General features: G+C 68.6%; 9 protein-coding genes and 2 pseudogenes. 4 read left to right on the top strand and 7 right to left on the bottom strand.

Translation table 11 applies throughout. The annotated features are described in order from the left end of the window. Nucleotides 1-2 precede the first annotated feature (2 nt). Nucleotides 3-1004, bottom strand: a complete 1002-nt coding sequence (locus tag GA0115234_RS01505) for an FAD-dependent monooxygenase (protein ID WP_237541003.1) — start codon at nt 1002-1004, stop codon at nt 3-5. Further along, nucleotides 1005-1864, bottom strand: a pseudogene (locus GA0115234_RS01510) (alpha/beta fold hydrolase). It abuts the gene before it with no gap. Between the two features lie 99 nt (nt 1865-1963). Here GA0115234_RS01510 and GA0115234_RS01515 point away from each other — a divergent pair. After that, nucleotides 1964-2487, top strand: a pseudogene (locus tag GA0115234_RS01515) (helix-turn-helix domain-containing protein); the annotation flags it as partial. A 58-nt stretch (nt 2488-2545) separates the two neighbouring features. Here the strand turns inward: GA0115234_RS01515 and GA0115234_RS01520 are convergent. The 5 genes from GA0115234_RS01520 to GA0115234_RS01540 form a co-directional block, all read right to left on the bottom strand. Then, nucleotides 2546-3559, bottom strand: coding sequence for a LacI family DNA-binding transcriptional regulator (locus GA0115234_RS01520; protein ID WP_093538988.1), 1014 nt, complete (start codon nt 3557-3559; stop codon nt 2546-2548). A gap of 49 nt (nt 3560-3608) precedes the next feature. After that, nucleotides 3609-5222, bottom strand: a complete 1614-nt coding sequence (locus GA0115234_RS01525; RefSeq protein ID WP_093538989.1) for a glycoside hydrolase family 13 protein — start codon at nt 5220-5222, stop codon at nt 3609-3611. 106 nt (nt 5223-5328) lie between these two features. Then, on the bottom strand, nt 5329-6309 hold the full coding sequence (locus tag GA0115234_RS01530) for a carbohydrate ABC transporter permease (protein WP_093538990.1): 981 nt from the start codon (nt 6307-6309) through the stop codon (nt 5329-5331). A gap of 4 nt (nt 6310-6313) precedes the next feature. Next, nucleotides 6314-7252, bottom strand: a complete 939-nt coding sequence (locus GA0115234_RS01535; protein WP_237541009.1) for a carbohydrate ABC transporter permease — start codon at nt 7250-7252, stop codon at nt 6314-6316. An 85-nt stretch (nt 7253-7337) separates the two neighbouring features. After that, entirely contained in the window at nt 7338-8669 is a 1332-nt protein-coding gene (locus GA0115234_RS01540) for an ABC transporter substrate-binding protein (protein ID WP_093538991.1), read from the bottom strand. Between the two features lie 332 nt (nt 8670-9001). On the opposite strand from GA0115234_RS01540, the gene GA0115234_RS01545 reads away from it, so the two are divergent. From GA0115234_RS01545 to GA0115234_RS44215, 3 genes are all read left to right on the top strand, one after another. Beyond that, the gene (locus GA0115234_RS01545) at nt 9002-11221 is read left to right on the top strand and encodes a discoidin domain-containing protein (protein ID WP_093538992.1); all 2220 of its coding nucleotides are present in this window, start codon (nt 9002-9004) and stop codon (nt 11219-11221) included. A 35-nt stretch (nt 11222-11256) separates the two neighbouring features. Continuing rightward, nucleotides 11257-14244, top strand: a complete 2988-nt coding sequence (locus GA0115234_RS01550; protein WP_093538993.1) for a CARDB domain-containing protein — start codon at nt 11257-11259, stop codon at nt 14242-14244. A gap of 115 nt (nt 14245-14359) precedes the next feature. Then, nucleotides 14360-14593: a hypothetical protein gene (locus GA0115234_RS44215; protein WP_343335924.1), complete on the top strand. Its 234-nt coding sequence runs from the start codon at nt 14360-14362 to the stop codon at nt 14591-14593. Nucleotides 14594-14938: the final 345 nt, after the last annotated feature.

A 14938-nucleotide genomic window follows, 5' to 3' on the forward strand; every position in this document is an offset into this window, starting at 1 on the left:
CGCTAGTAGGCGGGGAAGGCGCGCTCGTGGTCGCCGCCCGCTCGTGCCAGCTCTCCGGCGAGGACGTACGCGCCGACGACGGCCAGGCTGGTGCTGCCGCCTACGGCCGGACCGGGGCAGTAGCCCGCGTCGCCGACGAGCGTCACCCTGCCCTGCGACCAGGTGTCCATGTGGAGCTGGGTGATCGAATCGAAGTAGAACGCCGGGGTGCGGTCGAGCTCGTCCAGCCAGCGGTCCACCTGGGTGTGCATACCGGCGAACGCACCGCGCAGCAGCTCCTTCTGCCGGGGCACGTCGCGGTGGTGGTAGTCGAGCTCGCGCTCGCTCCGGAACAGGAACAGCGCCCGCGCGTCGCCGAGGTGCCGCGCGCCGTACATGCCGGCGGTGCGACCGACGCCGACGTGGATGACGAGCTCGCCGTCGAGGCCGGAGAAGTTCGGCAGGGTCAGCACCCCGAGGTAGGCCCCGATGAAGGAGTTGAGGCGGGACTCCTCGTCGAAGACGAGGCGGCGCACGTTGGAGTGCAGCCCGTCCGCGCCGACGACGAGATCGAAGCGGCGCGGCGCGGCGTTCTCGAACCGCACCTCTCCGTCGGGCGAGATCGCGGTGATCGAGTCGCCGAAGACGTACTCGACGTCGTCGCGTGCGGCGTCGCAGTAGATCTCGCTCAGGTCGTCGCGCATGATCTCCACGTGCCGGTCGGAGGCGGCGCCGAAGACCTTGGCGAGGTCCGCCCGAACGGGACGCCGTGAGCCCTCCCGGTAGACGGTCATTCGGTTCGTGCCCGTGGCCCGCTCCTCGATACGCGGGAGCACACCCATTTTCTCCGAGATGTTCATCGCGGGCCGGAACAGGTCGACCGCGTGGCCGCCGGTCCTGCGCAGAGCCGGCGCGCGTTCGACAACGGTGAAGGAAAAGCCGTGCCTGGTGAGCCAGTGGGCCAGAACCGGACCGGCGATGCTTGCGCCGGAGACGAGAACTCGCCGGGCACCCTTCGTTCTCATTCAGACCTCCCGAACGGCGTGGATCGCGGTGAAGGCCAGCAGGGGAGTGGCGGTCCTCGGCGGATCCTCAAGCAGGGGCGAGTGCCCGAGACCGGGCAGGTACTCGATCTCCGCGCCCGGAACGGCGCGGTAATCGGAGGCGGACGAGGATCGCCATCTGCGGTCTTCCTCGCCGAAGATCACCAGCAGCGGCTTGCCCAGGACCGTCAGCCGATCCGGCAGCGACCGCTGTTCCAGGTAGGAGCGGGTGGCCCCCATCGTGGTGATGAACGTGTGCCGGGTCATTCCGCGTACGTCGTCCAGGAGCTCTTCCGGGATCCGGTAGCCCGCGCGGCTGAACCCCGTGCTCGCGATCCGCCGGAGCTGTTCGTCGGTCGGCGGCCACTGCGAGGGGCCGGCCGCGGCGGACTCGGGAACGATGGAGGCGTCCAGGCTGGGGCCGGTGTTCACGAGCGCCAGTGCGGTCACCAGGTCGGGCCGCTGCTCGGCCAGGGCGGTGGCCCGACCACGCCGCCGCTGGAATGGCCGACGACCACGGCGTGCTCGACGCCGAGCCGGTCCAGTGCCACGCCGGCCCGACGTGCCTGGTCCGGGATCGCATAGCTGCCGTCGGCCGGTTTGGCCGACCGGCCGTGTCCGAGCAGGTCGATCCGGATGACGCGATGAGCCCCGGTCAGCAACGGAACCATCGGGTTCCACGAGCGGGTCGAGGACGCGGACCCGTGAATGAGCAGGAGTGCAGGGGAGTCGTGGGGGCCGTCCCGGCACACGTGGATGTCGCCGTCGTCCAGTGACAGGGTGGAACTCTCAGCGGCCTCGGCGCCGCCGTTCACGTACGAACCGCCGTCAGAAACAGTCATGAGCCCACTGTCTCCGCCAGTCCGCGTCGGGGGATTGGACGAATGTTCCCCATGACCGGCTCGCTTCAGCATGGGGACATGCGGGCTTTCGAGCACGGCATGGTCGCCGGACCCGGGCTGGGGTCCGCAGGCGCGGTCCGGGCGTGGGGAGTGAACGTCGAGTGCGTGCAGGTACGCCTGTCCCCGGTGATCGCACGCGCGATCCTGGGCGCTTCCCCCGCCGACCTCGACGGCGCCGTCGTGTCGCTGGGTGACTTGTGGGGCCGGGAGGCATCACGGATGTGCGAGCAAATCGGCGAGGTCGCGTCGTGGCAGGATCGCTTCTTGTTGACGGACGCCCTGCTCGCCCGGCGGCCGAGGTCGGGTGGAGCCGTAAACGGCTGTGGTCCCGTTTCCGGTCGCAGCTCGGCCTGCCGCCCAAGCGCGCCGTGAAGCTGGTCCGCTTCGACCATGCCGCCCACCGCGTGGTCGCGGGTGAACGTGCGGCCCGATTCGCGGCCGACACCGGCTACGCCGACCAGTCGCACCTGCATCGGGACGTCATGGCGTTCACCGGGGCAACGCCCGCGACCTTGGCCGGCCAGCCGTTCCTCGCCGTTGACGACATCGCATGGCCCAGCCGCCCGGCCTGGTCCGACGCACCCCTACGTGTCCGTACCGTACGAGCTGATCCCGGCCGCGTCAGCCGCCCGCCGGCTGCGCGGTCGAGCCGCGCACGACGAGTTCCGGCTCGAAGAGGAGCTCGCCCGGGTGGTTGTGGACGCCGCCCTGGATCTGGGCGCACAGCAGGTCGACTGCCGCGCGCCCCATCGCTTCGATGGGCTGCCGCACCGTCGACAGGGGCGGGTCCGTGCAGTTCATGAACAAGGAGTCGTCGAAGCCGACGACCGACACGTCGCGTGGGACATTGAGCCCGCGCCGGCGCGCCGCCCGGATCACCCCCAGGGCGAGCGGGTCGCTGCCGCACACGATGCCGGTGACCCCGCGTTCCAGCAGACGCGTGCCGGCCGCCTGGCCGCCCTCCAGCGAGAAGATCGATCGCTCGACGAACTCGTCGGTCAGCTCCGTGCCCGCAGCTCGCGCCATCGCCTGGGCGGAGTCCAGCTTGCGGCGGGACGGAGCGTGGTCGCGCGGCCCGAGCACGAGACCGATGCGCCGGTGCCCGAGCGAGGCGAGATGGCGCCACGCCTGCTCGACGGCGACGATGTCGTCGCACGCGACGCACGGGAAGTCGAGCCCTTCAGCCATCGCATTGATGAGGACGACCGGGATCTTCCGCTCGGCCAGCAGCTGGTAGTGGCCGTGGGGTGCGTCGCCCTGCGCGAAGAACCCGCCGGCGAAGACCACCCCGGAGACCTGCTGCTGGAGCAGGAGGTCCACGTAGTCCGCCTCGGCGGCGCCGCCCTTGGTCTGCGTGCACAGCACGGGTGTGAGTCCGCGTTGTGCCAGCGCACCCCCGATGACCTCCGCGAGCGCGGGGAAGATCGGATTCTGCAGCTCGGGTATGACGAGGCCGACGAGCCGGGCGCGCTCGCCGCGCAGCTGCGTCGGCCGCTCGTACCCGAGGACGTCCAGCGCGGTGAGGACGGACTGCCGTGTTGCCTCGGAGACACCGGGCCTCCCGTTGAGGACACGGCTGACCGTCGCCTCGCTGACCCCCACCTTCTTGGCAACCTGAGCAAGTCGTCGTGTCATGAACGCAAGAATAGCGCAAATATTGTACGCAATTTGCGTCCGGCCATGCTCATATCTGCAACCACGCCGCAGTATCGCCCGGCAGCCGCCCCTGTCCGTCGAGCGGTCCGCTGGCCAGTATCAGCCGTTCGTGGGACGGGAGATCCGTGGGCCGGTCGGCCAGGTTCACCACGCAGACCAGGCCGTTCGTGCGCGCGAAGGCCAGCACCCCGTCCGGCGACGGCAGCCAGGTCATCGGGCCGTCGCCGAAGCCCGCAAGGGTCCGGCGCAGCAGCAGCGCCGTGCGGTAGAGGGTGAGCATCGACTCCGGGTCGTTCTCCTGGCGGTCGACGGCGTACCGTCCCCAGTCGGCGGGCTGCGGTAGCCAGGGCTCACCGCGCGAGCCGAAACCGTAGGCGGGGGCGTCTGCGGCCCACGGCAGTGGCACCCGGCACCCGTCGCGACCCGGGTCGGTGCCGCCGGAGCGGAAGTGCATCGGGTCATGGACCCGGTCGAGCGGTATCTCCGCCTCGGGCAGACCGAGTTCCTCGCCCTGGTAGAGGTAGACCGAGCCGGGCAGGGCGAGGGCGAGCAGGGCGGCGGCACGGGCCCGCCGGGTGCCGAGGGCGAGGTCGGTGGTGGTGCCGTAGGTCTTGGCCGCGAAGTCGAAGCCGGTGTCGGCGCGGCCGTAGCGGGTGACCGTGCGGGTCACGTCGTGGTTGCACAGTACCCAGGTGGCCGGGGCGCCTACCGGGGCGTGCTCGGCAAGGGTGTCGTCGATGGTGCGGCGCAGCCGCGCGGCGTCCCAGGGGCAGGCCAGGAAGTTGAAGTTGAAAGCGGTATGCAGCTCGTCGGGGCGCAGATAGCGGGCGAAGCGCTCGGCGTCGGGCAGCCACACCTCACCGACGAACACACCGCCGTACTCGTCGGCGATCGCCCGCCAGGAGCGGTAGATGTCGTGGAGCTCGTCCTGGTCGATGTACGGGTGCGGGTCTACGCCCTCGACGAAGTCGGGCAGGTCCGGGTGCTTGGCGAGCAGCGCTGCGGAGTCGATGCGCACCCCGGCCACACCGCGCTCGAACCAGAACCGCAGGACCTCCTCGTGCTCACGGTGGACGGCGGGGTGGGCCCAGTTGAGGTCGGGCTGCTCCGGGGCGAACAGGTGGAGGTACCACTCGCCGTCCGGGACCCGGGTCCAGGTGGTCCCGGCGAACTGTGACGGCCAGGCGTTCGGCGGGACTTCACCGTGCTCGCCGCCGCCGGGCCGGAAGTGGAAGAGCTCCCTCTCGGGGCTGCCGGGTCCGGCCGCCAGAGCGGCCCGGAACCAGGCGTGCTGGTCGGAGACATGGTTCGGGACGATGTCGACGATGGTCCGGATACCGAGGTCGGCGGCCTCCGAGATCAGCTTCTCGGCTTCCTCGATGGCACCGAAGGCCGGATCGATGGTGCGGTAGTCGGCCACGTCGTAGCCGCCGTCCACCAGCGGGGAGAGGTACCAGGGGGTGAACCACACGGCGTCGACGCCGAGTTCGGCGAGATAGGGCAGACGGGCGCGGACCCCCGCCAGGTCCCCGGCACCGTCTCCGTCCCCGTCCGCGAAGCTCCGGGGGTACACCTGGTAGATGACGGCGTCGCGCCACCAGTCGTCGGCACGAGTTGAAGGAGACGAGGGAACAGCTGCCACGGGACGGTCCTTTCGGGCAGGTGGGACTCCGTCGCCGGACGGTGCGGGGCATGGAAAGGCGGACCGGTGGCGGAGTGCTTCGTGGTGATGGCGGGTGCGGGCTCGGTCAGCCCTTGAGACTTCCGGCGGTCAGGCCGGCCATGATGCTGCGCTGGAAGAGGAAGAACACGATGATCATCGGGACGCTCGCGATCACGAGCCCGGCCATGATCTGGTTCTGCGTCACCGCTCCCGCGGTCTGGGACAGGCCCACGCTGATGGTCATCTTCTCGCTGTCGGGAAGGACGAGCAGCGGCCAGACGAAGTCCTTGAAGACCGCGACGACGGTGAAGATGGAAACCACCCCGAGGATGGGCCGGGAGATCGGCAGGATGATCGAGACGAGGACGCGCCACGGCGGCACGCCGTCGATCTCCGCTGCTTCCAGGAGTTCGTTCGGGATCGAGTCGAAGAAGCGCTTCAGCAGGAAGACGTTGAAGCCGTTGGCGGCCACCGGGAACCAGATCGCCCAGGGCGAGTTGAGCAGATGCCAGCCGAAGACCGGCACATCGGTGACGGTGATGTACGCCGGGATCATCACGACGATCGGCGGGATCATCAGCGTGGCCAGCATGCCAGCCAGGATCACATTGCCGAACATCGGCCGCAGCTTGGACAGTGCGTAGGCGGCGGAGACGTCCACCGCGAGCGCGAACAGCCAGGCGCCGCCGGCGTAGAACAGCGTGTTCTTCAGCAGCGTCCCGATGTCGAAGAGCTCCCAGGCGTCCGCGAAGACGGAGAGGTCGGGTGATTCGGGGAAGAGACTGGGCGGCATCCGGGCGATCTCCTCGCCCGTCTTCATTGCCCCGGTGACCATCCAGTACAGAGGGAAGACGAACACCAGGGTGAACACGACCACGACGGCCGTGAGCAGCACCCAGTAGATTCTCCGGCCCCAGCGGGACTTCAGCTCCAGCGGCGAGACGATGGTCCGGGCATGACCGTCGGCCCAGGCGCCCCGGCGTTTCCCCGGCTTCTTGTGCCGCAGGTCCGGTACCGGCGTGGGGGACTTCGTCGCCTTCTCGGGGCGGGCGGTGGCGTTCAGCATGGGCCTACTTCTCCTCTCGGGTCAGACGGAGCTGAACCGCGGCGACCGCCAGCAGGACGATCATGAGCATCAGGCCGAGCGCGCTGCCGGCCCCGTAGTTGCCGCCGTAGACGAAGGCGTACTGGTACATGAGGTAGACGACGGTGACCGTCGCGTTCTCCGGGCCGCCTCCGGTGAGCATGTACGGTTCGATGAACACCTGCATGGTGGCGACGAGTTGGAGCATCAGCATCAGCATCAGGATCAGTCGCGTCTGCGGGATCGTGACATGCCGGATCCGCTTGAGGATGCCCGCGCCGTCGAGCTCCGCGGCCTCGTACAGGTCACCAGGGATGTTCTGCAGTGCCGCCAGGTAGATCAGCACGCCGGAACCGAGGTTCATCCAGGTGGAGACGATCACCAGGGAGATCAGCGCGGTACTGGTGGAGTCCAGCCACGACAGGCCCGGCAGCCCCACGGAGTCCAGGGCCTGGTTGAACAGGCCCGGCCCCGGATCGTAGAACCAGCGGAACAGCAGCACCGAAACGATCGGCGGCAGCATCACGGGCAGATAGACCACGAACCGCAGGTACGCGCGCGCGTGCCGTAGCTCGTTCAGGACGATCGCGACGGCGAACGGCACCACGTAGCCGCACACCAGGGCCAGCAGCGTGAACACGAGGGTGTTGCGCCAGGCCTGGCCGAACGCCGGATCGTCCATGACCGTACGGAAGTTCTCCAGGCCCACCCACGACGGTTTGTCGACGAGGTTGGTCTGCTGGAAGCTCAGCAGGACTTCCTTGATGATCGGCCACCACGCGAACATCGCGAAGCAGAACAGCGCGGCGCACAGGAATCCGTACGACGTCAGGTTCCGCCGCGTCGCCCGGCGCCGCTTCGACGGTGGTCTGCCGCGCCGCGGCGCGAGCCGCTGCTCTAGCGGCTCCAGGGTGAGTGTTTCCATCGTGATCTCCCGTTCCCGGCCCAGGGCGTCGACGCGGGGCCGACGCGGGGTGCCGCGATGTCGCGGCACCCCGGGTCCTCTACCGTCAGCTCCTGGCCAGAATCGAGTTCGCCTTGGACTCGGCATCCGCGAGCAGCTGGTCGACGTCGGCGCTCTCCCGGGTCAGCACCGCGGACATGGCCACGTCCAGCACCGCGTAGAGTTCCTGGGCCTTCGCCGGCTCCAGCCTGGGCGCGATGCCGGCCGCCCCGGTGACGTACGGTTCGTAGTTCGCGACCGGGAGGGCGGCGTTCGCCTTGCGCTGCTCGGCGAGGGCCTTGCCGGTCGCGGAATCGCCCATGTAGTCGTTGTTGGGCACACCGACGGCCTCGCCATTGGCCTTACCGCGGGCGAAATCGAAGCGGCCCTTGCCCGGGGTGTTGAACTCGAAGTCGATCCACTGCAGCGCCGCCTTGGTCTGCGCCGCGCTCGCCTTCGGGTTGATCATGTAGGCCTCGCCGCCGGTCAGTGACGCCTTGCCGTCGGGTATGCCGGTGATGCCGTAGTCCTCGGGCTTGCCCTGGAACTTCTGGATCACGTCGGAGACGACGTCCGGCGCGCCGAGCATCATGCCTGTCTTTCCGGCCGCCATCTGCTGCATCAGCGACTCCCAGCCGATCAGCACCTTGCTGCCCGTGCTGTGGTCCTCCCAGCGCATGTCATGCAGGGTCTGCAGCACGGCCTTGCCCTCGGGGCTGTTGAACGCGGGCTTGCCGCCCTGGACCATCTCTCCGCCGCGGCTGAACAGAGCCTGTGCGAAGTGCCAGCCGCCGGTGTTGCCACCGCCGTACTCGCCGTACCCGACGTATCCGTCGCCCAGATCAGCGATCTTCTTCGCAGCGGCGCGGACCTCGTCCCACGTTCTGGGCGGGGAGTCGGGGTCGAGACCGGCCTTGGTGAACAGGGCGCGGTTGTAGACGAGGCCCACGGTGTAGCTGACGTTGGGGATGCCGTAGACCTTGCCGTTCTCGGCGACCATGTCCCGGACGTCCTGCTTGATGTCCTTGTAGTTCTTCACCAGGCCGACCGAGCTCGTGATGTCCTTCGCCTGCTTCTTGGCGATCACGTCGGCGTAGTTGGTCACCGGCACCACGAAGACCGTCTCCATCTGCCCACCGGCCAGCTTCGCGGCGAAGGTCTTCGGGTCGAAGCAGGGCTGCTGGTCGGTGCTCTTGACCTTCACACCCGGGTGCGCCTTCTCGAACGTGGCGACATCGTCGGTCCAGGCCTTGCGCAGCTTCGGCGCGGTCTTCGCCGGCTGGCATGCCACGGTGATCGTGGTGTCGCCTCCGGCGTCGGAGCCCGTGCCACTGCCGCAGGCCGTGGCGGTGAATGCGAGACCTGTCGTCAGAAGGATCGCGAGGTTACGGGGCTTCATTACGGCTCCTCTGGGGTGACGCCCGAGCGCAGCTCTGATGGGTGCCGTCACGATAGGGCGACGGACAGATGCCCGCAAGATTCCGATGCAGATTTGCAAAATTTCAACTGGTGTGCGACAGCTCGGATGCGTCGAAATGTCGTGTTCCATCCGATTGTGCAGTGACATCACGTGGTGGGGCATGGGCCGGTCGGTTACTTCGTAAGGCTGTCAATTATTTTCAATGCATGACCGACATCTTGTGATCATATGGCGGCAATGCTTGAGTGGGCGCCGCTCCTGCCACCCCCGACCCCCCTCAGGAAGGTGCACCGGAGATGAATATGCATGTCATGTACGCGCCAGGTGGAACACCGGGCCGCGGAGCACTGCGCCGCTCGTCCGTCCTCGCGGTAGCGGTCGCGCTCGTGGGGAGCGTCCTGGGCGCCACCGGCCCGGCCTTCGCCCAGCGCGACCCCGCACCCAGGTCGGCCGCAGTCGGTGCCACGCTCCCCTTCACCTCGGCCGAGGCGGAATCCGCTCCCACCACGGGCCAGAAGATCGGCCCCGATTACGCCCAGGGCACCCTCGCCTCCGAGGCTTCGGGCCGGCGGGCCGTGCGTCTGAACGCGGGCCAGAGCGTCGAGTTCACCCTGACGTCGGCGGCCAATGCCGTGAATGTCGCCTACAACGTGCCCGACGGGCAGACCGGTTCACTTGCCGTTTACGTCAACGGCACCAAGCTCGCCGCGTCCCTGGCGCTCACCTCCAAGTACAGCTACGTCGACACCCCCTGGATCGCCGGTGCGAAGACGCACCACTTCTTCGACAACGCCCGTCTGCTGCTCGGCCGTGACTTGCAGGTCGGCGACACGGTGAAACTGGAGGCCGCCTCGCCCCAGGTGACCGTCGATGTCGCCGACTTCGAGCAGGTCGAGGCCGCCGCCACCGCCCCGTTCGGCGCCATCTCCGTCGTCGACAAGGGCGCCGACCCCACCGGTGCACAGGACTCCACGCAGGGCTTCCGCGACGCCATCGCCGCCGCGAAATCGAGCGGCGGCACGGTGTGGATCCCGCCGGGCGAATTCAGGCTGGGCTCAGAGCTGAGCGGCGTGGAGAACGTGACGATCCAGGGCGCGGGCAGCTGGCACTCGGTGGTGCACTCCTCGCGGTTCATCAACCAGACGAACTCGGCGGGCAAGGTGCACCTCAAGGACTTCGCGGTCATCGGCGAGGTCACCGAACGCGTCGACAGCAACCCGGACAACTTCGTCAACGGCTCGCTGGGGCCCGGCTCCAGCGTCTCAGGGATGTGGATCCAGCACCTCAAGGTCGGCCTGTGGCTGACCGGCAACAACGACAACCTCGTCGTCGAGGACAACCGCATCCTCGACACCACCGCCGACGGCCTCAACCTCAACGGCACGGCCAAGGGCGTCACCGTACGCAACAACTTCCTGCGTAACCAGGGCGATGACTCGCTCGCCATGTGGTCGCTCAACACCACCAACAGCGACGACACCTTCGAGCACAACACGATCTCGCAGCCCAACCTGGCCAACGGCATCGCGATCTACGGCGGCCGCGACATCACCGTCAAGGACAACCTGGTCCAGGACACCAACGCGCTGGGCAGCGGCATCGCCATCTCCAACCAGAAGTTCCTCGACCCCTTCCTCCCCCTCGCCGGCACCATCACGGTCTCCGGGAACACGCTGGTGCGCACCGGCGCCATGAACCCCAACTGGGGCCACCCGATGGGCGCGCTGCGTGTGGACGCGTACGACAGCGCCATCGAGGCCAATGTCCGGATCACCAATACCACCATCAGGGACAGCCCCTACAGCGCCTACGAGTTCGTTTCCGGCGGCGGCACCGGCAAGGCCGTCAAGAACCTCACGGTCGACGGCTCCACCGTCGACAGGACCGGCACGGTCGTTGTCCAGGCCGAGACACCCGGCGCCGTCACGATGGCGAATGTCACGGCCACCGGCGTCGGCGCGGCCGGCATCTACAACTGCCCCTATCCGGCGGGTTCCGGCACCTTCGCACTCACCGACGGCGGCGGCAACTCCGGCTGGGACAGCACCTGGGGCGACTGCTCCACCTGGCCCCAGCCGGGCGGTGGCAACCCCGATCCCGACCCGGACCGCAACCTCGCCAAGGGCCGGACCACCACCGCGACCGGCTCCACCGACGTGTACACCCCCGGCAAGGCGGTCGACGGCGACGGGAGCACGTACTGGGAATCCGCCAACAACGCCTTCCCCCAGGCGATCACCGTGGACCTGGGCTCGGCGCAGGCCGTCCGGCGCGTCGTCCTGAAGCTGCCGCCTGCCGCCGCATGGGAGGCCAGGACCCAGACCCTGTCGCTTCAGGGCAGCACCGACGGTTCCACCTTCGGCACAGTCGCCGCTTCCAAGGACTACCGATTCGATCCGGCGACCGGCAACTCGGTGACCGTCGACCTGCCCGCGTCGACCGCCGCCACGCGCTATCTGCGGGTCCACGTGACCGCGAACACGGGCTGGCCCGCAGCCCAGCTCAGCGAGCTGGAGGCGTACCTGAACTGAGCCGACCGCCCCACCCCTACACCGAGAGGACCACAGTGAGACTCAGACAACGGAGCCTGCGGCACCTCGCCGTCTGGCTGGGCGCCGCACTGATCGCCTTCGGACTGGTGCCCGTCGCTGCCCACGGGGCAACGGCAGCGGCCGCGGCGGCCGCGAACCTGGCACTGAACAAACCGGTCGAGGCGTCCTCGACCACGCAGAACTACGTGGCGACGAACGCCAACGACGGCAGCACGAGCACCTATTGGGAGTCGAGCGCCACCCCGGCGACGCTCACCGTCAAACTCGGCGCCGACGCCGACCTCGACTCCGTCGTACTCAAGCTCAACCCCGACCCGGCCTGGGCGCAACGCACACAGAGCATCGAAGTACTCGGGCGCGCCCAGGCGGCCGACGGCTTCAGCACGGTGAAGGTACGCACGGACTACACCTTCGCTCCGGGCGCCAACCAGAACACCGTGACGATTCCGGTGTCAGGTCGCTACGCCGACCTCCAGCTGAGGATCCACTCCAACACCTCCGGGTACGGCGCCCAGATCGCCGAGTTCCAGGTCAACGGCACCGCCGCCCCCAACCCCGACCTGACCGTATCCGCCCTGGCATGGGAGCCCGCGCAGCCCAGTGAGCGCGATGTCGTCACTGTCCACGCCAGGGTGCGCAACATCGGGTCGGCGGCCTCGGCCGCCACCACCGTCGATGTCGGCGTGGGCGGATCGGTCGCGGGGAGCGCCGAAGTGGGTGCGCTGGACGCCGGAGCGTCGGTCACGGTCCCGGTCTCCATCGGCAAACGGGCGCAGGGCAGTTACACCGTGTCCGCGGTGGTGGACCCGCGCGACACCGTCGTCGAGCAGGACAACGACAACAACAGCCTTACAGCCGCCGATAAATTGACGATCAGTCAGAGTCCGGGACCCGACCTGGAGGTCACCGGCATCACCTCGAACCCGGCGAGCCCCGCGGTCGGCTCGGTCGTCACGTTCACGGTGAAGGTCCACAACCGCGGCACCAGCGCGGTCGCCGCCGGCTCGGTGACCCGGCTGACCGTGGGCGGCGCGACGCTGAACGGCACCACGCCCGCCCTCGACGCGGGGGAGAGCGCTACCGTCGCCATCGGCGGCAGCTGGTCCGCCACCAGTGGCGGCGCCACGCTCACCGCTGCCGCCGACGCCACCGGCCTCGTCGACGAGACGAACGAGGACAACAACGTCTTCGCGCGGTCCATCGTGGTCGGCCGGGGCGCGGCGTTGCCGTATGTCGAGTACGAGGCGGAGGACGGGAAGTACGACGGCACACTCCTGGAGACCGATGCCGAGCGCACCTTCGGACACACCAGCTTCGCCACCGAGTCCTCGGGCCGCAAGTCGGTGCGTCTCGACTCGACCGGCCAGTACGTGGAGTTCACCTCGACGAGTGCGGCCAACTCGATCGTCGTGCGCAACTCCATCCCCGACGCGCCGGGCGGCGGCGGACAGGAGAAGACGCTGAGCCTGTACGTCGACGGGAAGTTCGTGCAGAAGCTGACGCTTTCCTCCAAGCACAGCTGGCTGTACGGGAACACCGACCAGCCCGAGGGCCTGACCAACACCCCCGGCGGGGACGCGCGGCGGCTGTTCGACGAGTCGCACGCGCTGCTTGCGCAGACCTATCCGCAGGGCACCACGTTCCGGTTGCAGCGCGACGCCGGTGACGACGCCGCGTACTACATGGTCGACCTGATAGATCTGGAGCAGGTGGCCCCGGCGGCGAGCAAGCCCGCGGAGTGCACCTCGATCACCGAGTACGGCGCGGTCCCCGGTGACGGGATCGACGACGCGGACGCGATTCAGAGGGCCGTGACCGCCGACCAGAACGGTGACATCGACTGCGTGTGGATCCCGGCCGGGCAGTGGCGCCAGGAGAAGAAGATCCTCACCGACGACCCGCAGGACCGGGGCGAGTACAACCAGGTCGGCATCCGGAACGTGACTGTCCGTGGCGCCGGCATGTGGCACTCCCAGCTGTACTCCCTCATCCCGCCGCAGAACGCGGGCGGCATCAACCACCCGCACGAGGGGAACTTCGGCTTCGACATCGACGACAACACCAAGATCTCCGACATCGCCATCTTCGGCTCGGGCACCATCCGTGGCGGCGACGGCAACGCGGAGGGCGGCGTCGGTCTCAACGGCCGCTTCGGCAAGAACACCAAGATCATCAACGTGTGGATCGAGCACGCCAACGTCGCCGCCTGGGTCGGCCGCGACTACAGCAACATCCCCGAGCTGTGGGGACCGGGCGACGGCCTGGAGTTCAGCGGCGTGCGCATCCGCAACACCTACGCCGACGGCGTCAATTTCACCAACGGCACCCGCAACTCCACCGTCTTCAACTCCTCGTTCCGCAACACCGGCGACGACGCGATGGCGGTGTGGGCCAACAAGTACGTCAAGGACCAGTCCGCCGACATCGGTCACGACAACGTGTTCCGCAACAACACGGTGCAGCTGCCCTGGCGCGCCAACGGCATAGCCGTGTACGGGGGGTACGGAAACAAGATCGAGAACAACCTGGTCTACGACACCATGAACTACCCGGGCATCATGCTCGCGACCGACCACGACCCGCTGCCCTTCTCCGGGCAGACCCTGATCGCGAACAACGGGCTCTACCGCACCGGCGGGGCGTTCTGGAACGAGGACCAGGAGTTCGGTGCGATCACCCTGTTCGCACAGGGCCCGGACATCCCCGGCGTAGTGATCCGCGACACCGACATCCAGGACTCGACGTACGACGGCATCCAGTTCAAGACGGGCGGCGGCGCCGTCCCGGACGTGAAGATCAGCAACGTGACGATCTCCAAGTCCAACAACGGCTCCGGCATCCTCGCTATGGGCGGCGCGCGCGGCAGCGCGACGCTCAGCAACATGAAGATCACCGACTCGCGCGATGGGGACGTCCTGGTCGAACCCGGCTCGCAGTTCGTGATCAACAGCGCGGCCACGCAGGCGGATCCAGCCACACCGGGCACCCGGCAAGGGCTGTGACCGACCGGCGCCCGGCGCCGACGGCGGCCTGTCCGCTGTCGGCGCCGGGCGCCACGACGCGCGGCACGGGGATCTCCGAGCAGAAGCGCTTCTGAACACGTGCCGCAACGTCTCCATCGACCCCGTCCAGACGTTCGAGAAGGGCATGATCGCCGAGGTCGAGCGGATCGCCGACACGCTCTGCGCGATCACATCGCTCGAAGCCGACCAGGCACGAGCAGTCGTGACGACCGCCTCCTCGATGGCGGGCGCCCTGTGGCCGATGGCTGCCCCCGGCACAAGCTGCGCGCCTTCCACGAGAGCGACCCCGGGCTGTCCCACTCTGTTGCCGATGCCGAACTCCACCTGACCGGCATCCTGACCACCCTGCTCACCGGCTGTGCCGCCTGGTTCGGCCAGGACGGCCGAACCAGGCGGGGACGACCATCGCACCCACCGGCTCGGACACCTTGCCCCGGCGGACGAGTACCGCAGTGGCGGCCTGAACGTCGGCCAGAGCCTTCTCATCCAGCGGAGGCATCGGCTCCGGAGCGGGCGCTCGCCGAAGCCGAGCAGGCCGCCGCAGACGACAACCTGCCCCACCGGCCCAAGCCCGTCCGCATCCGCCGCCCCGACACCCCGATCACTCGGAGGGGATCGACCTCGGCGAACGCCTCCAGGCCCATGTTCTCCCAGGCCAAGAGGGCGACTGGCC

Source organism: Streptomyces sp. DvalAA-43 (genome assembly GCF_900091725.1).
GTDB lineage: Bacteria > Actinomycetota > Actinomycetes > Streptomycetales > Streptomycetaceae > Streptomyces > Streptomyces pulveraceus.

What these genes read in the sequence shown, in the direction of transcription:
- GA0115234_RS01535 (WP_237541009.1), bottom strand. Translation starts at nt 7,252, where the DNA reads ATGGAAACACTCACCCTGGAGCCGCTAGAGCAGCGGCTCGCGCCGCGG.
- GA0115234_RS01520 (WP_093538988.1), bottom strand. Translation starts at nt 3,559, where the DNA reads ATGACACGACGACTTGCTCAGGTTGCCAAGAAGGTGGGGGTCAGCGAG.
- GA0115234_RS01545 (WP_093538992.1), top strand. Translation starts at nt 9,002, where the DNA reads ATGTACGCGCCAGGTGGAACACCGGGCCGCGGAGCACTGCGCCGCTCG.
- GA0115234_RS01540 (WP_093538991.1), bottom strand. Translation starts at nt 8,669, where the DNA reads ATGAAGCCCCGTAACCTCGCGATCCTTCTGACGACAGGTCTCGCATTC.
- GA0115234_RS01530 (WP_093538990.1), bottom strand. Translation starts at nt 6,309, where the DNA reads ATGCTGAACGCCACCGCCCGCCCCGAGAAGGCGACGAAGTCCCCCACG.
- GA0115234_RS01505 (WP_237541003.1), bottom strand. Translation starts at nt 1,004, where the DNA reads ATGAGAACGAAGGGTGCCCGGCGAGTTCTCGTCTCCGGCGCAAGCATC.